The sequence below is a fragment of the Enterobacter sp. RHBSTW-00175 genome, from assembly GCF_013927005.1.
Classification (GTDB): domain Bacteria; phylum Pseudomonadota; class Gammaproteobacteria; order Enterobacterales; family Enterobacteriaceae; genus Enterobacter.
The window spans coordinates 1,695,182-1,717,646 of the sequence record NZ_CP055930.1 but is presented as its reverse complement, the minus strand read 5'-3'; the positions used below and the strand labels follow the sequence as shown (position 1 = coordinate 1,717,646).

Annotated in this window: 20 protein-coding genes; 7 read left to right on the top strand and 13 right to left on the bottom strand. The window is 54.6% G+C overall.

The features are described 5' to 3' along the window. Positions 1-310: 310 nt before the first annotated feature. Both nfuA and gntX read right to left on the bottom strand, forming a co-directional pair. Positions 311-886 (bottom strand): Fe-S biogenesis protein NfuA, encoded by a 576-nt coding sequence (gene nfuA / locus HV107_RS08210; RefSeq protein WP_014072124.1) that lies wholly within the window; start codon positions 884-886, stop codon positions 311-313. 61 nt (positions 887-947) lie between these two features. Then, a complete protein-coding gene (gntX, locus tag HV107_RS08205) occupies positions 948-1,631 on the bottom strand; it encodes a DNA utilization protein GntX (protein WP_182062813.1) in 684 nt (227 codons plus the stop codon). 36 nt (positions 1,632-1,667) lie between these two features. Between gntX and bioH the strand changes: the two genes are divergently transcribed. After that, positions 1,668-2,441: a pimeloyl-ACP methyl ester esterase BioH gene (gene bioH, locus HV107_RS08200; protein ID WP_182062812.1), complete on the top strand. Its 774-nt coding sequence runs from the start codon at positions 1,668-1,670 to the stop codon at positions 2,439-2,441. 112 nt (positions 2,442-2,553) lie between these two features. After that, complete coding sequence (locus HV107_RS08195; RefSeq protein ID WP_014072121.1) at positions 2,554-2,823, top strand: YdgH/BhsA/McbA-like domain containing protein; 270 nt, start codon at positions 2,554-2,556, stop codon at positions 2,821-2,823. A 37-nt stretch (positions 2,824-2,860) separates the two neighbouring features. Here HV107_RS08195 and feoC read toward each other — a convergent pair whose 3' ends face one another. The 5 genes from feoC to greB form a co-directional block, all read right to left on the bottom strand. Beyond that, on the bottom strand, positions 2,861-3,097 hold the full coding sequence (gene feoC, locus HV107_RS08190) for a [Fe-S]-dependent transcriptional repressor FeoC (RefSeq protein ID WP_182062811.1): 237 nt from the start codon (positions 3,095-3,097) through the stop codon (positions 2,861-2,863). An 11-nt stretch (positions 3,098-3,108) separates the two neighbouring features. Beyond that, complete coding sequence (gene feoB / locus HV107_RS08185; RefSeq protein ID WP_182062810.1) at positions 3,109-5,427, bottom strand: Fe(2+) transporter permease subunit FeoB; 2,319 nt, start codon at positions 5,425-5,427, stop codon at positions 3,109-3,111. A gap of 30 nt (positions 5,428-5,457) precedes the next feature. Beyond that, positions 5,458-5,685, bottom strand: coding sequence for a ferrous iron transporter A (feoA, locus tag HV107_RS08180; protein ID WP_014072118.1), 228 nt, complete (start codon positions 5,683-5,685; stop codon positions 5,458-5,460). A 301-nt stretch (positions 5,686-5,986) separates the two neighbouring features. Next, positions 5,987-8,317, bottom strand: coding sequence for a Tex family protein (locus HV107_RS08175; RefSeq protein ID WP_182062809.1), 2,331 nt, complete (start codon positions 8,315-8,317; stop codon positions 5,987-5,989). A gap of 87 nt (positions 8,318-8,404) precedes the next feature. Then, positions 8,405-8,878 (bottom strand): transcription elongation factor GreB, encoded by a 474-nt coding sequence (greB, locus tag HV107_RS08170; RefSeq protein ID WP_014072116.1) that lies wholly within the window; start codon positions 8,876-8,878, stop codon positions 8,405-8,407. Positions 8,879-9,111: 233 nt separating this feature from the next. Here greB and ompR point away from each other — a divergent pair, with 233 nt between their 5' ends. Together ompR and envZ are read left to right on the top strand one after the other, a co-directional pair. Continuing rightward, a complete protein-coding gene (gene ompR, locus HV107_RS08165; RefSeq protein ID WP_001157751.1) occupies positions 9,112-9,831 on the top strand; it encodes a two-component system response regulator OmpR in 720 nt (239 codons plus the stop codon). Then, a complete protein-coding gene (envZ, locus tag HV107_RS08160; protein ID WP_182062808.1) occupies positions 9,828-11,171 on the top strand; it encodes a two-component system sensor histidine kinase EnvZ in 1,344 nt (447 codons plus the stop codon). The genes ompR and envZ overlap by 4 nt, the downstream gene beginning before the upstream one ends. A gap of 126 nt (positions 11,172-11,297) precedes the next feature. On the opposite strand, the gene pckA is transcribed toward envZ, so the two are convergent. The 5 genes from pckA to HV107_RS08135 all read right to left on the bottom strand — a co-directional run bounded on the left by pckA (position 11,298) and on the right by HV107_RS08135 (position 17,469). Beyond that, positions 11,298-12,917, bottom strand: coding sequence for a phosphoenolpyruvate carboxykinase (ATP) (gene pckA / locus HV107_RS08155; RefSeq protein WP_182062807.1), 1,620 nt, complete (start codon positions 12,915-12,917; stop codon positions 11,298-11,300). A 362-nt stretch (positions 12,918-13,279) separates the two neighbouring features. Beyond that, positions 13,280-14,158: an Hsp33 family molecular chaperone HslO gene (hslO, locus tag HV107_RS08150; RefSeq protein WP_182062806.1), complete on the bottom strand. Its 879-nt coding sequence runs from the start codon at positions 14,156-14,158 to the stop codon at positions 13,280-13,282. Between the two features lie 25 nt (positions 14,159-14,183). Beyond that, positions 14,184-14,585: a ribosome-associated heat shock protein Hsp15 gene (gene hslR, locus HV107_RS08145; RefSeq protein ID WP_182062805.1), complete on the bottom strand. Its 402-nt coding sequence runs from the start codon at positions 14,583-14,585 to the stop codon at positions 14,184-14,186. Positions 14,586-14,587: 2 nt separating this feature from the next. Beyond that, positions 14,588-15,265 carry a GMP/IMP nucleotidase gene (yrfG, locus tag HV107_RS08140; RefSeq protein WP_182062804.1) on the bottom strand — a complete coding sequence of 226 codons (678 nt, stop codon included), beginning with the start codon at positions 15,263-15,265 and terminating at the stop codon, positions 14,588-14,590. Positions 15,266-15,330: 65 nt separating this feature from the next. Continuing rightward, the gene (locus HV107_RS08135) at positions 15,331-17,469 is read right to left on the bottom strand and encodes an intracellular growth attenuator family protein (RefSeq protein ID WP_182062803.1); all 2,139 of its coding nucleotides are present in this window, start codon (positions 17,467-17,469) and stop codon (positions 15,331-15,333) included. Positions 17,470-17,794: 325 nt separating this feature from the next. On the opposite strand from HV107_RS08135, the gene nudE reads away from it, so the two are divergent. Further along, the gene (gene nudE / locus HV107_RS08130; protein ID WP_182062802.1) at positions 17,795-18,355 is read left to right on the top strand and encodes an ADP compounds hydrolase NudE; all 561 of its coding nucleotides are present in this window, start codon (positions 17,795-17,797) and stop codon (positions 18,353-18,355) included. Between the two features lie 95 nt (positions 18,356-18,450). On the opposite strand, the gene mrcA is transcribed toward nudE, so the two are convergent. Next, on the bottom strand, positions 18,451-21,003 hold the full coding sequence (gene mrcA / locus HV107_RS08125) for a peptidoglycan glycosyltransferase/peptidoglycan DD-transpeptidase MrcA (RefSeq protein WP_182062801.1): 2,553 nt from the start codon (positions 21,001-21,003) through the stop codon (positions 18,451-18,453). Positions 21,004-21,123: 120 nt separating this feature from the next. Here mrcA and pilM point away from each other — a divergent pair, with 120 nt between their 5' ends. Then, positions 21,124-21,903, top strand: coding sequence for a pilus assembly protein PilM (gene pilM, locus HV107_RS08120; RefSeq protein ID WP_182062800.1), 780 nt, complete (start codon positions 21,124-21,126; stop codon positions 21,901-21,903). Continuing rightward, positions 21,900-22,397: a PilN domain-containing protein gene (locus HV107_RS08115; protein ID WP_182062799.1), complete on the top strand. Its 498-nt coding sequence runs from the start codon at positions 21,900-21,902 to the stop codon at positions 22,395-22,397. The genes pilM and HV107_RS08115 overlap by 4 nt, the downstream gene beginning before the upstream one ends. Positions 22,398-22,465: the final 68 nt, after the last annotated feature.

Genomic DNA, 22,465 nt, shown 5'->3' with positions numbered 1-22,465 from the left:
ACAGAGCGTTAACGGCACTAATACTGATGCCTGTGAAACTATTAAGTTTAGTCGGCTGTTATGAGGGTGTTTAGTGCCCACGAGAATGATACGGGTAACATGGTGTGATTGAGAATCACCCTGGGAGGCAAAATTTAAATTCTGGGACGCAGGTCAACATCTGGGGGGATAAACGCAAAACGGTAACCCAGAGGTTACCGTTTTTAATGCTTTCTCCCTCTCCCGTGGGAGAGGGGCGGGGTGAGGGCATCAAACCGCATATTTTGTAGGCCCGGTAAGCGCAGCGCCACCGGGCAAGCAGACGGGCAACTTAGTAGTAAGAGTGCTCGCCGCGTTGGTGCTCGGTCAGGTCACGCACGCCTTTCAGTTCAGGGAATTCGTTCAGCAGCTGCTTCTCGATCCCTTCTTTCAGGGTCACATCGACCATGGAACAGCCGTTACAGCCGCCGCCAAACTGAAGGATCGCCAGACCATCTTCAGTGATTTCCATCAGCGAAACACGGCCGCCGTGGCCTGCCAGCTGAGGGTTAATCTGGGATTGCAGCAGGTATTCAACGCGCTCCATCAGTGGCGCATCGTCAGACACTTTACGCATTTTCGCGTTTGGCGCTTTCAGGGTCAGCTGAGAGCCCAATTGGTCTGTGACGAAGTCGATTTCCGCATCGTCAAGATACGGTGCGCTCAGCTCATCTACATACGCGGTGAGCTGTTCAAATTTAAGGGCAGTGTCAGTTGCTTCCACAGCGTCCGGGGGACAATAAGAAACACCACATTCTGCATTCGGAGTGCCTGGATTGATCACAAACACGCGGATCTGCGTCCCTTCTTCCTGATTTGCCAGCAGTTTGGCAAAGTGCGCTTGTGCAGAATCGGAAATACGGATCATAGCTTTGGCCTAATAGTTGACTAAATTACCTGGGTATAATCATACGCCCATTGAAGAAGGGCTACAAGGTACGGCACAGACACCATACCTGAACAGACGCGGCACCGCTTCGCAAAAGCAGTCGGGAAAGTTCAGCAACGGTACTGCCCGTAGTGACGACATCATCCACGATCGCGATATGGAGGCCTTTCACCGCGAATTCAAGGCGAAAGGCATTTTTAAGGTTCTTTTTGCGAAGCCGCGCAGTCAACTGGTGCTGTATCGCGGTGGCGTGGACGCGTTTGAGCGCAGACGCGGGGTAGCGACAACCCAGCCAGTGAGCGAGCAGCCGGCAGAGCAGGTCGCTCTGGTTATAGCCGCGCCGCCAGTGGCGGCGGGCGTGCAGGGGCACATTCACGATGCAGTCGGCATGTGGCAAGGTACGCGTGCGGCGCGCCTGTAAAATCGCGAGGAGCAACACGCGGGCAAGTGGGATGGCCAGGGTGCTCTGGCGGGAAAATTTAAACTGGTGAACAAGCCCACTCAGCGGCGGGATGTAATCCGTCACTGCCACTAACGCACACCACGGCGGTGGCTTTTGCAGGCAACGCCCGCAAGGGATGTTCGGGTTCATGGCAGGTAAACCGCACTGTGGGCACCCGCAGGCAGGGCGCATGAGCGCGCGCGTGCACACTGAGCAGATCCCCCATCGGCTCAGGGCAAGTGGCATTCGGCATAGCCAGCACAAGCCAGGCACTGTTAGCATGTGCAACCTCCTTGTGAAAAAAGAGAACAGTAACTGATGAAGACTCTGTGGTGGCAGACCGTAGGGACGGGAAATTGCCATCTTGTGCTGCTGCACGGATGGGGACTGAACGCCGAAGTATGGCATTGCGTAAGTGAGGAACTGGCCTCGCATTTTACGCTGCACCTGGTTGATCTTCCGGGTTTTGGCCGCAGCCATGGCTATCAGGCGATGTCGCTTGATGAGATGGCACAGCACGTTCTGGATGCGGCGCCGCAAAACGCCATCTGGCTCGGCTGGAGTCTGGGTGGGCTGGTGGCAAGCAAGATTGCGCTGACCCACCCGGAACGCGTGCAGGCGCTGGTGACAGTGGCCTCTTCGCCATGCTTTAGCGCACGCGATGCGTGGCCTGGTATTAAGCCTGACGTACTGGCCGGGTTCCAGCTGCAGTTGAGTGAAGATTTTCAGCGGACCGTGGAACGCTTCCTGGCGCTGCAAACAATGGGTACCGAAACGGCACGGCAAGACGCCCGCACGCTGAAAAACACCGTGTTGTCACTGCCGATGCCGGACGTTGATGTGCTGAACGGTGGGCTGGAGATTTTAAAAACGGTCGACCTGCGTGAGCCACTGGCAACGCTTGCCCTGCCGCATCTGCGGATCTACGGTTATCTGGACGGGCTGGTGCCACGTAAAGTGGTTCCGCTGCTGGATACGCTGTGGCCGCAAAGCGAATCACATGTGGTTGTGAAAGCCGCGCACGCGCCGTTTATCTCTCATCCCGCTGAATTTTGTTCCGCTCTCGTTGCGTTAAGTCAACGTTTAAACTGATTATTTTCCATCCATCCTGGCAAAAGTTACACACCGCAACAATACTCATCATATCGTTGCGGTCGAACTGCCTACGATAATCAAAATTACAATCCTATGGAGAGTCATGGTTATGAAACTTGTTACAGGTATTGTCACTTCTCTGGTTATTGGGTCACTGTCATTTGGTGTTTTTGCAGCTAAAGAGCTGGAAAAAGATAAGCTTGCCGGGATGAATCTGACCAAAATTGGTGAGATCACGACCTCTGACACCACCGCGCCAATGGACGCGAGAAAAGAGTTGTCTAAAAAGGCAGATGAGCTGGGCGGTACGTACTACGTCGTGACCAGTGCGGAAAAACAAACCAAAAACGTACGCGCAACCGCGGACGTGTATAAGTAATAAAAACGCCGGGAAGCGCTCTGCTTTCCCGGCATTTTTAACGAAGCGTCCACCACTCCCTGAGACAGGCCTTTCCTTCCGGGCAGCTTTTGCAACTGCCGGATAAACAACCGTCTGCATCTTCCTGAATTCGCATGGCTTTCCCCATCGCCTCCAGTTTTTCAAGCATGGCATCGATCATCGGTTGCGGCGTATGCAGGCTGAGGCTCAACTGCTTTGCCTCCATACGCCCTTGCAGCGCCAGTAAATCACGAACCTGAATCAACGATGCCATGGCGATTCTCCTTAGTGACAGTCGCCTGCCGGGCTGTCGCAGCAGGTGGCTGCGGTTTTGCGCGTTGCCAGCAGGTTGATGTCGACACGACTGCGCGCCCGGCGCAGCAGGCCCAGAACTATCACGTTGAACAAAATAACCGCCAGGATACAGACCAGGCTATAGCGTGGATGCTGGCTAAAGTTCGTTGCCTGATAGAAGAGCGTGGCCAGTGAGTAAGCAATGTTCAGCCCCCACAAAATCGAGAAGCCCATCCAGCCACGGCTGGACTCGCGGGAAATCGCACCCATCACGGAGATGCACGGGATGTAGAGCAGCACGAAGATCAGGTAGCTGTAGGCTGCGGATGCGCTGCCAAATTTCTCGCTCATGACACCCATTGCACCTGTCGCCATTTCGCCATCGCCTTTGCTGGCTTCGATTGGGTTCGCCAGCACGCTCAGGCTGAAGGTATCTTTCAGGCTCTGCCCGGTTTCTTTTACTGCGTTGAGCAGTTCGTCACCGAGGTGGAAATCTGCCGGATTGAACTCTTGTTCCTGAATGTTTTCCGCCGTAAAGAGTGTGTTCAGTGTACCGACCACCACCTCTTTTGCCATCGCGCCGGTGAACAGGCCGACGGTCGCCTGCCAGTTATCCTCATGCACGCCAATCGGTTTGAAGACAGGCGTGATGACGCGGCTGACGGAGGCAAGGGCAGAGTCGTTGATGTTGTCCGCCGCCTCACCGCTCAGCGTGAAGCTGTTCAGCGCGCTCAGGAAGATGCTGACGATGACAATCACTTTACCGGCGCGCAGCACAAAGCCTTTCAGACGTTGCCAGGTCTGAATAATCAGGCTTTTCAGATGAGGAACGTGATATACCGGCAGCTCCATCACAAACGGCGAAGCTTCACCACGCATGATGGTGTGTTTGAGCATCAGCCCTGTGAGGATAGCCATAACGATGCCCAGCACATACAGCGAGAACACCGCCAGCGCACCTTGCTGGCCAAAGAAGGCCGCCGCAAAGACCGCGAAGATCGCCAGACGCGCGCCGCAGGACATAAACGGCGCCATCATGATGGTCATCAGACGTTCACGCGGCGCATCCAGGGTGCGGGCACCCATCACCGATGGTACGTTACAGCCGAAGCCGACAATCAGCGGCACAAAGGATTTCCCCGGCAGACCCAGTGCCTGCATCAGGCGGTCCATCACGAAGGCCGCGCGCGCCATGTAGCCGGAATCCTCAAGGAAGGAGAGGAACAGGTACATCATGCCGATTTGCGGAACCAGCGGCAGAACGGTGTTGATACCGCCACCAAGCCCCTGGGCAAGGAAAATGGTCAGCCACTCCGGGAAGTGCAGAGTGTAGCCAATCCACTGAATACCATGGACAAATATCGCCACCGAGCCGGCGTCAAAAATTGGCTGAAGCGCGCCCCCGATGTTGATAGCCAGCAGGAACATCAGGTACATCACCAGCAAGAACACCGGCAACCCGAGGAAACGGTTAATGACGATTTTATCGACTGCGGCGGTGAATTTGCTTGGCTCTGCGGTCAGGGCGTTACTCACGACATCACAAATGGCGGCAATGGCCTGATAGCGGGCGTCTGCAATGTGCAGCGCGGGATCGTCCAGCTCGTCGCTAAGACGCGCCAGCGCGACATCCAGTTTATCGGCAGCGTTGCCTGAGTAGGCGCGGCTATAGATATCCCCTTCCAGCATTTGCAGGCCGAGCCACATGCGCTGTTTGGCCGGCATGTGTTGTTCCATTTCCTGCGCCAGCAGGCTGGCTTCGCGAAGCAGCGGTTGGGCATAGTGCACCAGCTCAACGCTGGTGTTACCCGCATGGCGGTCGATCGCCAGTTTCAGGGCATCAATGCCGCGCGCGCGGGTGGAGACCAGCGGCACAACCGGGCAACCCAGACGGGCAGAGAGCGCATCGACATCAATGCGCAGGTGTTGTTTTTCCGCGATGTCGAGCATATTCAGCGCCACAATGCACGGAATACCGAGCTCAAGCAGTTGCAGTGTCAGGTACAGGTTGCGCTCCAGATTGGAGGCGTCCACCACGTTAATTAATAAATCCGCATCGCCGCTCAAAATATAGTGGCAGGCAATCTGCTCATCGAGCGAGGTTTGCGACGAGATAGTGGTTAATGAATAGGTTCCGGGCAGATCAACCAGCGTGACCTGATGGTCTGTTGTGGAAAACTGACCTTCTTTTCGTTCAACGGTGACACCCGCCCAATTTCCCACACGCTGACGTGCGCCCGTTAACTGGTTAAATAAGGTTGTCTTGCCGGAATTAGGATTGCCAATTAAGCCAATAGTTAATTTTTTCATTGCATTAGACTCACTGAAACCGCTGGCTTGTTATCGGGAAATAGCTTCGACTTCGATTAATGCGAGGTCTTTTTTACGCAGAACCAGGTTTACGCGTCGGGTTTCGATATGAACAGGATCACCCAGCGGTGCCACGCGCACGACCTGGAATGACGAGCCAGGTAACATGCCTAATGACAGCAGTTTTTGCCGATAAGCCGGGCTAATTTCACGGGTGAAGCCGGTAATTTTCCATGCACTGTCGGGAGTGAATTGCATAGTGCCTACTTAAAGAAGGAAAGATTAAATAATCAACAATACGATGGTAATGAGAATTGTTTTTATCATCAATACATAAAATGTGACGGGATGCTAACGCGGGTATTAATTTGAAGGGGAATTGACCTGGCGCAATATTTAATGCAATTGGGTGTCACGCAGAATTAACGTATTTGTTAATAAACTGATGAAGGTTGGTTTAAATATGGATATGCAATCGGTTTCATATTAGCCATTATTTTGCAGGCTAATTAATTTACCCTCACACTCTCAAAAAGAGAGGGTGAGGGAATTAACTACGTTACTTTTTCTTGCCCATTGCGGCTGCCAGCGCATCCATCATGGCGCTGTTACCCGCAGGCTGAGCATCACGGCCACGCGGTTTTGCGGCTTTGGCCGCAGGACGCTGCTGCTCGCGAGCACCACCGCCGTTGCCACGGCGCGCATTGGTTTCACCCGGTTGCTCGTCCAGACGCATGGTCAGGGCAATACGCTTACGTTGCAGGTCAACTTCCAGCACTTTCACTTTCACGATATCGCCCGCTTTGACCACGGTGTGTGGATCTTCAACGAACTTATCGGCCAGCGATGAGATATGGACCAGGCCATCCTGATGCACACCGATATCCACAAACGCACCAAAGTTGGTGACGTTAGTGACGGCGCCTTCCAGTACCATACCCGGCAGCAGGTCGTTCATGGTTTCGACACCTTCAGCAAAGGTCGCGGTTTTAAACTCAGGACGCGGATCGCGGCCTGGTTTTTCCAGCTCTTTGATGATGTCGGTGACCGTCGGTACACCGAACTGTTCGTCGGTGAAATCAGCCGCTTTCAGGTTGCGCAGGGCGCTGTTGTCACCCATCAGCTCTTTCAGCGCCTGTTGCGTTGCAGCCAGAATGCGCTCGACAACCGGATAAGCTTCCGGGTGCACGGTTGAGGCATCCAGCGGGTTATCGCCGTGGTTGATACGCAGGAAACCCGCGCACTGCTCAAACGCTTTCGGCCCCAGACGGCTCACCTTCAGCAGTTGCTGGCGGTTCTGGAACTGACCGTTTTCATCACGCCAGGCCACGATGTTTTGCGCCATCATGCGGGTTAAGCCCGCCACGCGGGTCAGCAGGGCAACGGAGGCAGTATTCAGGTCTACACCGACGGCGTTAACACAGTCTTCCACGACCGCATCCAGCTTACGCGCCAGCTGAGTCTGGCTGACGTCGTGCTGATACTGGCCCACACCGATGGATTTCGGATCGATTTTCACCAGTTCTGCCAGCGGATCTTGCAGGCGGCGGGCAATAGACACCGCGCCGCGCAGGGAAACGTCCAGATCCGGGAATTCCTGGGCTGCCAGTTCAGATGCGGAATAAACAGACGCCCCCGCTTCACTGACGATAACCTTCTGGGCAGTGACTTTCGGGAACTGTTTTTGTACATCAAGGAAGAAACGCTCGGTTTCACGGGATGCAGTCCCGTTACCGATAGCAACCAGTTCAACGTTGTACTTTTCGCACAGCGCCGCAACCGCGACGGCCGCTTTCGCAGCCTGGCCGGTGTGTGGGTAAATGGTGTCGGTAGCCACCAGTTTGCCGGTACCGTCAACCACTGCCACTTTCACGCCGGTACGCAGGCCAGGGTCGAGGCCCATGGTGGCACGCAGGCCCGCAGGTGCCGCCATCAGCAGATCGTGCAGGTTACGGGCAAAAACGTTAATCGCTTCGTCTTCGGCGCGCTCGCGCACGGTGCCCATCAGCTCGGTTTCGAGGTGCATCAGCACTTTGATACGCCACGTCCAGCTCACTACGCCTTTACGCCAACTGTCTGCCGGGGCGTTGTTCAGACGCAGTCCGAGGTGATCGATAATGATCTGCTCGCAGTGGCTCTCTTTTGGCGGCTCATCGAACTGCGGATCGGCATTCAGGGAAAGCTGCAACACACCTTCGTTGCGGCCACGGAACATCGCCAGCGCGCGGTGAGAAGGGGTAGTTGAAATGGACTCGTGGTGATCGAAATAATCGCGGAATTTCGCACCTTCTTCCTCTTTGCCGCTCACCACGGTTGACACCAGGTGCGCGTTCTTCCACAGATAGTCACGCACTTTAGAGAGCAGCGCGGCGTCTTCGGCGAAGCGCTCCATCAGGATATAACGCGCGCCATCGAGGGCGGCTTTGGTGTCGGCCACGCCTTTATCGGCATCGATAAATTTCGCGGCTTCGGATTCCGGGTCGTGGGATGGGGTGTTCCACAGCAGCTCGGCCAGAGGTTCCAGACCGGCTTCAATCGCAATCTGCCCGCGCGTGCGACGCTTCGGTTTATACGGCAGATAGAGATCTTCTAATTCGGTTTTGCTCAGCGTGCCGTTAATGGCTTTTTCCAGGTCGCTGGTGAGCTTGCCCTGTTCGCCAATGGATTTGAGGATTGCCTGACGTCGGTCTTCCAGCTCACGCAGATAACCCAGGCGGGTTTCCAGATTACGCAGCTGAGTATCATCCAGACCGCCAGTGACTTCCTTACGATAACGTGCAATAAACGGCACGGTGTTCCCTTCATCAAGCAGGCGAACGGCAGCTTCTACCTGTTCGGCTCTGGCCTGAATATCACCCGCAATAATGCGGCAGAGCGAATCATTCATCATGGCTTTATCATCTGTTGAGTCGAAAAATCAGGGGATAGTTATACGGGCTGACACGGCAAAATGCCAGCCGTGGAGGGCGCTCTCGGACTATTTAACGTACTCTATCTCATTCACGTACCAGCTGGCCTCACCGGCAGGTGTCTGCACGACGGCCAAATCACCCACTTCCTTTTTCAGCAGCGCGCGGGCCATCGGTGAGTCGATAGAGATGTAATCCTTACGACCAAAAATTTCATCATAGCCGACAATACGAAAACGCAGGGTGTTGCCGTCATCATTTTCAATTTCAACCCAAGCGCCGAAGAACACCTTGCCCTCCTGTTGCGGGGAGTAATCGACGATTTTGAGGTTCTCAAGGCATTTGGTCAGGTAACGTACCCGACGGTCTATCTCACGCAGGCGTTTTTTGTTGTACTGGTAGTCAGCATTTTCGCTGCGATCGCCAAGACTTGCCGCCCAGGTGACTTTTTTGGTCACTTCCGGGCGCTCTTCTCGCCACAGGTAATCCATCTCTTTTTTGAGTTTTTCGTACCCTTCGCGGGTGATCAGGGGCGTTTTCATGGTGTGACCTTCAGACTCGACTTCATTGCAGACGTTGCGCACATTACGTATCAAATATAGTAACAGACAGCGTTAATAATGATTTATGTGATGAAATGTGCAGATAAGCTGCTGTTAAATATGCTTTGTAACAATTTCGACTAGAATTTATACCAGAATTAGCTGGTCGAACACGTGCACTTTTTTAGAATACGCTGTTACAAAGACTATCCGAACCTTTGGGAGTACACATAATGCAAGAGAACTACAAAATTCTGGTCGTGGATGACGACATGCGCCTGCGCGCGCTGCTGGAACGTTATCTGACCGAGCAGGGCTTCCAGGTTCGTAGCGTTGCGAACGCTGAACAGATGGACCGTCTGCTGACCCGTGAATCTTTTCACCTGATGGTTCTCGACCTGATGCTGCCTGGCGAAGATGGGCTTTCTATCTGCCGCCGTCTGCGTAGCCAGAGCAACCCAATGCCGATCATTATGGTGACGGCGAAAGGTGAAGAAGTTGACCGTATCGTGGGCCTGGAAATCGGTGCCGACGACTACATTCCAAAACCGTTTAACCCGCGTGAGCTACTGGCGCGTATTCGCGCTGTGCTGCGTCGTCAGGCGAACGAACTGCCGGGTGCGCCGTCTCAGGAAGAAGCGGTTATCGCGTTCGGTAAGTTTAAGCTGAACCTCGGTACGCGTGAGATGTTCCGTGAAGATGAGCCAATGCCTCTCACCAGCGGCGAGTTCGCGGTTCTGAAAGCGCTGGTTAGCCACCCGCGTGAACCACTTTCCCGTGACAAGCTGATGAACCTGGCGCGTGGCCGCGAATACTCCGCAATGGAACGCTCAATCGACGTGCAGATCTCTCGTCTGCGCCGCATGGTGGAAGAAGATCCGGCGCATCCTCGTTATATTCAGACCGTCTGGGGTCTGGGCTACGTATTCGTGCCGGACGGCTCTAAAGCATGAGGCGAATGCGCTTCTCGCCGCGAAGTTCGTTTGCCCGCACGCTGTTACTGATCGTCACCTTGCTGTTCGTCAGCCTGGTGACGACCTATCTGGTGGTGCTGAACTTTGCGATCCTGCCCAGTCTCCAGCAGTTTAATAAGGTCCTGGCGTATGAAGTCCGTATGCTGATGACCGATAAACTGCAACTGGAGGATGGCACACAGCTGGTGGTTCCTCCGGCGTTTCGTCGTGAGATTTACCGCGAGCTGGGTATTTCGCTTTATTCCAATGAAGCGGCAGAAGATGCAGGCCTGCGTTGGGCGCAACACTACGAATTCCTGAGTCAACAGATGGCGCAGCAGCTGGGTGGCCCGACGGAAGTCCGCGTTGAGGTCAACAAAAGCTCGCCGGTTGTCTGGCTAAAAACCTGGCTCTCACCCAATATCTGGGTGCGAGTCCCGCTGACCGAAATCCATCAGGGCGATTTTTCGCCACTGTTCCGCTATACCCTGGCCATTATGCTGCTGGCGATAGGGGGCGCGTGGCTGTTTATTCGTATACAGAACCGACCACTGGTCGACCTGGAGCACGCAGCGCTTCAGGTCGGTAAAGGGATTATTCCACCGCCGCTGCGCGAATATGGCGCGTCGGAAGTGCGTTCGGTTACGCGTGCCTTCAACCATATGGCGGCAGGCGTGAAACAGCTGGCGGATGACCGTACGCTGCTGATGGCCGGTGTCAGCCATGATCTGCGCACCCCGCTGACGCGTATTCGTCTGGCCACAGAGATGATGGGCGAAGAGGATGGTTATCTCGCGGAGTCTATTAACAAAGACATCGAAGAGTGTAATGCCATCATTGAGCAGTTCATTGATTACCTGCGCACCGGGCAGGAGATGCCGATGGAGATGGCGGATCTGAATGCGGTGCTGGGTGAAGTGGTGGCAGCGGAAAGCGGCTACGAGCGCGAAATTGACACCGACCTTCAGCTGGGAGAGATCCAGGTGCGAATGCATCCGCTCTCTATCAAACGTGCTGTCGCCAATATGGTGGTCAATGCGGCGCGTTACGGGAATGGCTGGATAAAGGTCAGCAGTGGATCTGAGCTTAACCGCGCCTGGTTCCAGGTTGAGGATGACGGCCCGGGCATCAAGCCCGAGCAGCGTAAGCATCTGTTCCAGCCGTTTGTGCGTGGCGATAGCGCGCGTAGCACCAGCGGCACGGGCTTAGGTCTGGCGATTGTGCAGCGTATTATCGATAACCATAACGGTTTGCTGGAAATTGGAACCAGCGAGCGGGGTGGTTTGAGTATTCGTGCGTGGTTGCCGGTACCTGTCACGCGACAGGTGAAAGAGAGTTAAAAAAGGGTGGCACTAGCCACCCTTTTTCGTAGGTCGGGTAAGGCGAAGCCGCCACCTGACTAAGGTACGGTCTCTGCGGCCTGATGCCCTCACCCCGACCCTCTCCCCGTGGGAGAGGGAGAAGGGTTACAGCTTCGGTCCCGCACTCACCAGCGCAACACCTGCTGGTGTATCGGTGTACTTCTCAAAGTTCTCAATAAACAGCTTCGCCAGCGATTCCGCTTTCTCACGCCACTGCTCCGGTGAGCCGTAGGTATTACGCGGGTCAAGGATATGCGTATCCACGCCCGGCAGTTCCGTTGGGATCGCCAGATCAAACATCGGCAGGGTGAAGGTTTCAGCGTTATCCAGCGATCCATCCAGAATGGCATCGATAATAGCGCGGGTATCTTTGATAGAGATACGTTTGCCCGTACCGTTCCAGCCAGTGTTGACCAGATACGCCTGTGCGCCGGATGCCTGCATACGCTTCACCAGCACTTCAGCGTACTGCGTTGGGTGCAGCGACAGGAATGCCGCGCCAAAGCAGGCGGAGAAGGTTGGCGTTGGTTCAGTCACACCGCGCTCTGTACCGGCCAGTTTAGCGGTAAAGCCAGAGAGGAAGTGGTACTGCGTCTGGTTGGCCGTCAGCCGTGATACCGGAGGCAGCACGCCGAACGCATCTGCCGTCAGGAAAATGACCTTCGTGGCATGACCCGCTTTCGACACCGGTTTCACAATGTTTTCGATGTGGTTGATCGGGTAGGAGACACGGGTATTTTCGGTTTTGGATGCATCATCGAAATCGATGGTGCCATCGGCACGCACGGTAACGTTTTCCAGCAATGCATCGCGACGGATGGCGTGGAAGATGTCCGGCTCAGCTTCCTCAGACAAACGAATGGTTTTGGCGTAGCAACCGCCTTCGAAGTTAAACACGCCATCGTCATCCCAGCCGTGCTCATCATCGCCAATCAGACGGCGTTTCGGATCGGTGGAAAGCGTGGTTTTCCCGGTGCCTGACAGGCCAAAGAACACGGCCACATCACCTTTCTCGCCAACGTTCGCGGAACAGTGCATGGAGGCAATGCCCTGCAATGGCAGAAGGTAGTTCATCACCGAGAACATCCCTTTCTTCATCTCGCCGCCGTACCAGGTACCGCCAATCAGCTGGATACGTTCGGTCAGGTTGAAGGCGATGAAATTCTCGGAATTCAGGCCTTGTTCTTTCCACTGTGGGTTAGTGCATTTTGCACCGTTCATCACGATGAAATCCGGGGTGAAATCCTTTAACTCTTCACCAGTCGGACGAATAAACATGTTTTTCACGAAATGCGCCTGCCAGGCCACTTCGGTGATAAAACGGACGGAAAGACGGGTGTCGGCGTTTGCGCCACAGAAGGCATCAATAATGAACAGACGCTTGCCGGAGAGTTGTTGGGTGACGAGCCCTTTCAGATGCTGCCAGGTTTCAGGGGAGAGCGGTTTGTTGTCGTTCTTCCCTTTGCCTTTATCTGCCCACCACAGCGTATCGCGGGTGGTTTCGTCTCGGACGATATACTTATCTTTCGGCGAACGACCGGTAAAAATACCGGTATCGACGGCGATAGCACCAAGGTTCGTCAACACACCTCGCTCGTATCCTTCCAGTGCTGGATTGAGCTCTTCCTGATACAGCGTATCGTAATCGGGGTTGTAGACGACTTCCTGGACGTCGTGAATACCATAAGCCTTGAGATCTTGCGGGGTTAAACCAGTAACACGCATATCACTGCTCCTTAGCCAATATGTACTGCCTAAAATTGTAGGGTTTTTCTGTGTTTGTTAACCGCGACGGGGCTCATAGATTTACGTATCTGGACAAAACCCTTGCTAACGGAAAACGCTGCGACTCCAGTCACAGGGCAGGCGGATTATCGCAGGAATCGGTTTTTTGTTGGGGAAAATGTTCTGAAAAGGTTAAGCGGTGGTGATTTTAACGGAAGGAATGTGAATGTAATCGCATACATGTAGAAAAATTACGTAAGGGTTACATTCTGAAAACGATTCAGCTTATGGGGGGATTTTTGCCCCTCACCCCAGCCCTCTCCCCAAAGGGGAGAGGGTCAGGGTGAGGGGGAAAGAGAGGATCAGTGAACCTGCGGATCCGCCGGGGAGGCGTTGTTGCGGATCTCGGCAATATCCATTGAATTGAACACGTAGTGCGTACTGCAGTAGTCACAATGCATATCAATTTCACCGTCTTCCGCCATGATGCTGTCGATCTCTTCATCCGGCAGGGTTTTCAGCGCGTCCGCGCAACGCTCGCGGGAACAGGTACACTTGAACTCAACGGACTGCGGATCGTAAACCGTCACTTCTTCTTCGTGATACAGGCGCCACAGCACATCGGTTGCAGACAGGTTGAACAGCTCATCTGCCTTAATGGTTTCAGTCAGTGTTGCCAGATGTTCGAAGTCGTTGGTCTGTGCATCCTGCGCTGGCAGAACCTGCAACAGCATCCCGCCCGCCACAGGCTGACCGTCTACTTCACCGGTGCGAATGAACAGACGGGTTGGCAACTGTTCGGAGCGCATGAAGTAATCTTCCAGACATGCCGCCAGTGTGTGGCCTTCCAGACCAACAACACCTTGATAACGTTCACCTTCTTCTGGAGAAATAGTGATAACCAGATAGCCATTGCCGACCAGCGTTTTCAGGTCAGCGCCTTCCGGTACGTCGCCCTGAACGCGCGCAACACCGCGCATTTGCTGCTGGTTATTCCCGTTAATCACCGCCAGCGTCATTGGGCCATCGCCCTGTAACTGCACGGTGATATCGCCGGCAAATTTCAGCGTCGCGGTTAGCAGGCTGGTGGCAACCAGCAGTTCGCCCAGCAGGGTTTTTACTGGCAGCGGGTAGTTGTGGTTTTCCAGAATCTGTTTCCAGGTTTCGGATACGGTCACCAGCTCGCCGCGAACGGCAAATTGTTCAAACAGATAGCGGTGTAATTGGTCGTGTTGGGCCATAATAGTCTCTCGTGCAGGTGAGGGGTTACTCGCTCTCACCGTGTTTAAATTTCATCAGTTCACGGCGCTCTTTTTTATCCGGACGCCGATCCGGGTGCGGCATGGTCAGTGCATTCATTTTGCGAGCCAGCGCCGTCTTTTCGCGTTTCTCGATACTCTCCGCCGTTTCTTCGTAGAGCAAAACAGCTTCGGTTGCGGGTCTGCGCTGTTCGGTAATGGCTTTGATCACTACCGTTCGTTCATCGTTGCCCTGACGCAGCGTTAAGGTGGCATTCAGCTCAACCAGCTTGCTCGGTTTACCGCGCTGGCCGTTGTAATGCACCTTGCCGCCGTCAATCATCTCTCGGGCAAGTGCGCGGGTTTTATAAAAACGGGCTGCCCACAGCCATTTATCCAGTCTCACCCCTTCAGAGGGTTTTTCTTTCATGGCTACTCCTTCACGGTCAGTGAGGGGATCATCCGGCGATAGTCGCTCAGCCCCGGATGTCGCAGATAGCTTTTTTCAGCCAGGCCAGAATCAGGATTGGTCACGCCCAGGCAATAGCGAATGCCGAAGGTAGCAGCAGAATCCAGAATCGGTTCACTGTCATCTATGAACAGGGTTCTTTCAGGCTGCAAACCCGTCTCTTCTGCAACCGCGTGCCACAACCGCTGATCCTCTTTCGGATAACCAAATGTGTGGGTGGAAAGTAATAAATCAAGGTGTGAAGCAAGACCAGTATGCTCCAGCTTCACGGCCAGATTATGTGGGTGCGCATTGGTTAGCAAAATACGGCGCTTGCCGCTTGCTTTTAGCGCATCCAGGAAGGGTACTGTGTCCTCACGCAGCACGGCACGCGGGCCCTGGGCGGTGGTCATGGCACAGATATCCAAACCGAGGCGCTCGCTCCAGTAGTCCAGACAGTACCAGTTTAGCGTATGCTGCACGGCGCTATATTGCGAACGAATGAACTCCTGTGCTTCCGTCGGAGAGATGCCCTGCTGCTGTCCATAAGTTTCCGGCACCAGTTTTTGCCAGAAATAATTATCAAAGGCGAGATCGAGCAGTGTGCCGTCCATATCCAGCAGGACGGTATCAACGTCCTGCCAGGCGATATCAAGATGCATAAGGGGAACTCTCCAGCCAGAAGTTACGTGCGCGACAGGGTAGCACAACTTGTCGCGCAGTGACGTTATCCGATCAGGCTCTCAGGGGCAGGGATGAGTTTGGGATTGAGGCAATTTTCGTAGTATTGCTGAATTTCAGCCAGACGCGTGCGCGAACGCTGATAGCGACGTACGGCCATAAAACCGTTCCAGAAAATAGACACCAGCATCGCTATCATCAGCAGGGATGTTCCAATATAACGCCACAGACCGGCGCTGTCCGGCATCCGGTGCAGGTCTATATGGCGCGTGCCGTTGGCATCGGTAAAGATACCCGTCACAATCCCCTCGGCGCTGAACGGCGTCTGCATCAGCATCTGTGCCAGACGTTGAAATTCACCCCATTGTTCCTGGGCTGGATAATCATAGAGTGTGATTTGTGGGTACGGCTGATCGACCAGGTCGCTACCTTCATCGCTGACAATCAGGAAGCCCCCAGGGGCCGGGCTATTCAGTGACTGCGCGGCTCGGGACGTTTCACGAATGACGAACGGCGCGGTAGAGGTTGCCACCAGGTTATCCAGCGATTCAGCGCTAACCGGGCGTAGCAGAACGTTAACACCGTCCAGCCGACCTGCTTCGGCACGTTTAACCAGCGATTCCCAGTCTTTACTGTTGCCGAGGTTCACGAGGGCATTCTTAAGGCGTACGCACTCATCGGGTGCGGAACATAAATCCTGTGTTTTCATCACGATTTCGCCAAAGTCATCCAGCAATACCATGCCGGATTTCTGAATGGCGGAGCGCAGCGCAGGGCTGACGCGTGAATCATCGTCCGCTTTAGGATGCAACTGACGGCTTACCGTCTGGGTGAGCGCCGTCGCTTTGCCCACCACATCGGATTCCGGCAGAGGCAGCGGAGCGGCATCGTTCCAGATGATTTGCGAGCAATCAAACGGGGTAAACGGAGAGTTTTGCCGTGTATTCCAGGTGCCCGGGGTATGAATATTACACATCCCGGTTCCTTTCAGTCGCAGTGTATCGCCCACCCGCACACCGGCTTCTTCCAGCTGATTTACGCTGGTGGCCTCCACGGTTTGCGCCCCTTTAATCCACGACAGGGTAAATTTGATGGGCATATCGAGTGGCACGAAGAAAATCAGCATCATAAGCACCGCCGCGGCTCCACCCGCGATAACGGTACTCCGCAACCAGTGCTGGAGCGGGAAGTTCTTCACCTCGTCATGCAGGGACAAATACCGACCCTGACGCACGACATGGCGATCGAGATAGATATCGATGTCGGTTTTATGCCCTAAATCCTGGGCAATCCACGGCTGCCAGTGGCGCGGATAGATAAGGTCGATAATGCCAAGCGAGATGTTGTTGAGGTGTTCCTGGTCGTTCTCACCGAACAACCCCCAGCGTTTTGGCGTGCCGCGCAGGCAGTGAATTTCTCGTAAGGTAGTTTTGGCCGGAGGCGCAAACAGCCCCCACAGACCCGCAGCCAGCAGCAGTACCGCGCTGCCAGCCAGCCAGGGCGCAAACACATCTGGCGTAAGCAGGCAGATGAAGAACAGCAGAAAAGAGGTAACGATGAGCACTGCTTCCCGAATGCCATCCGGGCGGTTCAGGGCAAATTCTTCATGCGTCTCCTGACGAATATTGAGCAGCTCAATTTGTTCTGTCTCTTCACCGCGAATGGAGGCCTGGGTTGAACTGGCGCGTTCCAGCGCAAAGCGAGGCACTTCCTGAACGTATTCGCTCAGGGTGTGGCCGTTAAGGGCGATGACCAGCGGTAAGGCGTCGGTATGGATAAGCTCAACGCTGTTTTCATCATTGATATATTGCTCCCAGAAAGGGGGCAGATGAACTTCAACGGAGTCGAGATAGTAACGCCATTTGTTGGGATCGTCGGTGGTAATACCGTAGCGGGTAATCGAACGCGTTACGCAGATAACGGTATCACTCTGTCCGTTAAGTTTGAGCGATACAGGCGCTGCACTGGCACCCGTCGGCCCAGGTGTCAGCTGCGAGCGGTTAAGCGTTTCAAGATAGCTTTCAGCAGCGCTGCGTTCTTCCGGCGAGAGCTTACGCGTATTCGCACCGGCAAATGCAGTTAAAAATGGCAGCCGATATCGGCGCTGTATGCGACGCCTGTATACCCACCCTGCAATCAAAGCGCCGGCCAGCATAGCAGCGATAAAAATCAAAATGGTGCTCATGCTTTCCCCATCTTACTTATCTTCTTACAGGTGTAGTCAGTAGCACCTTTAACAATGAATGAGAGTCTGTGGCTGGCTATCGGCAAGTATGGAGTCGAACTTGAGCATTTTGAAGCGCATCCCAGTGATCGATGATGATAGCAAAGCCTGCCATGGGGCGATATCAGCAAATTCCTGGAATTATTTCAACCTCTTGACTTTTGTTTTGAAATAAGGATTGATTCTCATTAGGTTGCACAAATGTAAATAAAGAACGATTGACATTGCCGAAACCGTGCGGCGTATCGCACAATAAACCCAGTTCTCACAGCAAAGACCCATCAAGATGAGCAAACCATTACAAAAACCCACCATTCTGAATGTTGAAACTGTCGCCAAATCGCGCCTGTTTAATGTCGAAAGTGTGGACCTGGAGTTCAGCAACGGTGTGCGTCGCGTTTATGAACGTATGCGCCCCTCTGCGCGCGAAGCGGTGATGATTATCCCCATCATCGACGATCATCTGATTTTAATCCGTGAATATGCAGTGGGGACAGAATCTTACGAACTTGGATTCTCTAAAGGGCTGATTGACCCGGGTGAAACCGTGTTTGAAGCGGCAAACCGCGAGCTGAAAGAAGAGGTCGGTTTTGGCGCGAAGGAACTGTCGTTCCTGAAAAAGCTCAGCATGGCACCCTCCTATTTCTCCAGCAAAATGAATATCGTGGTGGCAGAAGAACTGTACCCGGAGTCGCTGGAAGGGGACGAACCCGAGCCGCTGCCGCAGGTGCGTTGGCCGCTGGCGCATCTTCTGGATTTACTGGAAGACTCAGATTTTAACGAGGCCCGTAACGTGAGCGCGCTGTTCCTGGTGCGTGAGTGGCTGAAAGGGCAGGGGCGGTTGTAGTGCAACAAGTAAAAACGGCCACCATCAGGTTGCCGTTTTGCAAGGAAATGTAGGCCGGGTAAGGCGTAGCCGCCACCCGGCTTTTTTTATTGGCGTCAGAACAACTCGTGCGTTTCGCCGTTATCAATCATTTCTGTACCCACTTCATGCACCGCCTGCGTGGTTGGCTGTGTGCCTTCGATGAAATACTCTTCACGGCTGTTACCGCCATTGGCGAGCTGCCCGGTGCCCCGGTCGATATTCACCGTCACCACGCCAGGAGGCGGGCTTAGCGGTTGTTCCGGCACACCATCCAGGACGGATTTCATGTAAGCATCCCATGCCGGTTGCGCACTCTTCGCGCCACCTTCATAACCGGAGATTTGATCTTTAATGGCGCCTGATGCCGTCGTACGACCCAAATCACGACGGTGATCGTCAAAGCCGATCCAGACCGATGTCACCACGCCCGGGCCATAACCAGAGAACCAGGCGTCTTTCGAGCTGTTAGTGGTCCCTGTTTTGCCGCCAATGTCGTGACGTTGCAAATCACGTCCGGCACGCCAGCCTGTACCCTGCCAGCCTGGTTCACCAAAGATGTTGGTATTCAGCGCGCTCTTAATCAGGAACGACAGCGGCGTGTTGATCACGTGCGGGGCGTACTCTTGCGCGCCACTTTGCGCGACCAGCGCCTGATTCGCCTGCTCCAGCTGAGGCTGTGGCACGGTGGAATTCTGCTGCTCCTGAGAAATCGCAACGTCTTCCATGTCCTTGTTCTCAAGCACATTGGATTTAGGCGTGTCGCCGTAAATCACCGGAATATCGCACTCGGCGCAAGCAATTTTCGGCCTTGCTTCGAACAGCACGCCGCCCTGATCGTTCTCGATTTTACTGATGTAATACGGATCGACCAGGAACCCACCGTTTGCCATGACAGAATAGCCGCGAGCCACCTGAAGCGGGGTAAAGGAAGCAGAACCCAACGCCAGCGATTCGGTATGCACGATGTTCTGCGCAGGGAAGCCAAAGCGTTGCAGGTATTCCGCTGCATAATCAACGCCCATCGCACGCATCGCACGGACCATCACTACGTTTTTCGACTGCCCCAGACCCTGACGAAGACGAATCGGGCCTGCATATTCCGCCGGGGAGTTCTTCGGCTGCCAGTCAGAACCCGCACCTGCATCCCAGCGAGAAATTGGCACGTCGTTGAGGATACTGGCGAGCGTCAGCCCTTTATCCATCGCGGCGGTATACAGGAATGGCTTGATGTTAGAACCCACCTGACGCAGCGCCTGTGTGGCGCGGTTAAATTTGCTCTGGTTGAAATCGAATCCGCCGACCAGCGCCATCACTGCGCCGTTTTGCGGGTTGATGGACACCAGCGCGGAGTTCACGTCTGGAACCTGCGCCAGCCACCAGGCATCGCCAACCTTGCGAACCCAGATTTGCTCCCCGGTCTGAATGGCATCGGTCACTTTGCGTGGCGTTGCGCCTTGCAGAGTGTCAGAGCGGTATGGGCGCGCCCAGCGAACGCCGTCCATGCGCAGGGAGACCGACGTACCATCTGCCAGCATTACTACGGCTTCCTGCGGATCGGCCTGAGTTACCACGGCAGGCAGTAACGGACCATACGTTGGCAGCGCTTTCAGCGAATGGGTGATTTTTTTGCTGTCCCATGCGCTTTCGCCCACTTTCCACAGCACGTTTGACGGGCCGCGATAGCCGTGACGCATGTCATAGTCCATCACGTTATTGCGCACTGCGTCCTGTGCCGCCTGCTGCACTTTACGGGTGATTGTAGTGTAAACGCGATAGCCATCTTCATAAGCGTTCTCACCGTAGCGGCTCACCATATCCTGACGAACCATTTCTGTGAGATATGGCGCAGAGAACGCAATTTCCGGTGCGTGGTAGTTGGCGTCGATCACATCATTACGCGCCTGATCATACTCGTTCTGGCTGATGTAGCCTTCGCTCAGCATACGTGACAGCACGACGTTACGTCGCGCAGTGGCACGATCAAGAGAGTAGAGCGGGTTGAACGTGGACGGCGCTTTTGGCAGGCCGGCAATCGTGGCCATTTCGCTCAGCGTGAGCTGATCAACCGGTTTACCGAAGTACACCTGTGCAGCAGCGCCCACGCCGTAGGCGCGGTAGCCCAGATAGATCTTGTTAAGGTAAAGCTCAAGGATCTCATCTTTGCTCAGCAGCTGCTCAATGCGGATCGCGAGGAACACTTCTTTGATCTTACGCATCAGCGTCTTTTCAGGGCTGAGGAAGAAGTTACGCGCCAGCTGCTGCGTAATGGTACTTGCCCCCTGAGACGCATGGCCTGAGAACAACGCAACGCTTGCAGCACGGAAAATCCCCACTGGATCGACACCGTGGTGCTCGTAAAAACGGCTGTCCTCGGTCGCAATAAAGGCTTTCACCATAACGGGTGGGACTTGTTTTAAGGTCAGCGGGATACGACGCTTTTCGCCGTATTGCGCCATGAGCTCGCCATCGGCGCTATAGACCTGCATAGGGATCTGGAGTCGAACATCGCGAAGCGTGGCGACATCAGGTAGCTGCGGCTCAATGTACTTGTACAAACCATAAATCGAGCCTGCTCCCAGCAGAATGCAACAGACTGCAAGGATCAATAAATACTTTACGAACTTCACCGGAGATTTCCCATTTGGTTTCACTTGGGCAGTTTATAAACAATCGCGCGGTAGTATAAAGGCAAGCCTGATGCATTGATATAGCCGTCAACCTGATGGTCGATAAGGAGATCGTGAAATATGGCTTTCAAAACATGGCATACGGGCGTTCATATTCAACAAGATAAGGTACGGATTGTTGCGCTGGCGAAGGAGAAATCAGCCTGGAGCTTGCGCCGTTGGTGGGCCATCCCGCTGGCGGACGATATTATTCGCGATGGGAAAATTATTAAGCCAGAACAACTGGTTGCGTCACTACGTGGCTGGCGGAGAATGCTACCGTTTTATCATCGGATCTATCTTGCTTTCCCTGCGGCCCGGACCCTGCAAAAGACACTTCCTCGGCCGGCTATTGCACTGCGTGACAGTGAACAGGCTACCTGGGTGAGCTCTGCGCTGGCGCGCGAACTTGAAATGCCGCCTGATTCGTTATGCTTTGATTATGCGCAAGATACCTTCAGCAGCACTTTCCATGTGACTGCGGCGCAAAACAAAGAGGTCGCAACCCTTCTGTCACTGGCGACAACCCTGCGCCTGCGAGTGGCAACCGTAACGCCTGATGCCGGGGCGCTGGTCAGCCTGCTTCCTTCGGCCGCACCCGCTCAGTGTGTTGCCTGGCGCGATGAACATCAGTGGCTGTGGGCTATGCGCCACCAGTGGGGACGCCGTTTATGCCACGAGGCAGCAAATGTGACTGAACTGGCCGCATTGCTGGCGCTTTCCCCCGACGATATTGCCCTGTTTGATGCCCAGGCTCGTGACCCGTGGGACGCCGTATCACGTTGCCAGCCTCCACTGCCTGAATGTGGGGCTGAATTCACAGTGGCGCTGGCGCTGGCCATGAACGAGATGCCCGTATGAGCAGGGTGAATCTTCTGCCCTGGAGGCAACAACGGCAGACGCGATGCATTCGGCTCTGGGGCTTGCTGTTGGTGGGCTGGTTGCTGATGGTGTTGACCGTCACGTTCTGGCTGCGGGCGCATCACTTTATCGGCATCCGCGCGCTACAGCAGGACATAGCAGGTCTGTCGGCTGTGCAGCACGCGCTTGAAGCGCGGCAGAAACAGGTCTTACAGATTCCGCAGGCGGCTGTGCAACCTTCCGCGAATCAGCCGTGGCAACCAGTGCTGCTGTCACTGGCACAGGAGATCCCGTCTCAGGCATGGCTAACGCAGCTACGTTATCAGCCGCCTTCTCTGACGCTGACAGGCTATGCCGCATCGCTTTCGGCGCTCACCGCGATGGCTGACGCGCTCACAAGGGTGAAGGGGATGAGTCCGGGGGCCGCTGGCGAGTTACAACAGGATAACCAGGGGCGGTGGATGTTCACTTTCAGGCTGGTAAGTCAGGGATAGCCCGTGCACAACTTTTATGAACGCTGGTGTGCGTACCATTTGCGGATACGGGTGCTCCTGGGGTGTTC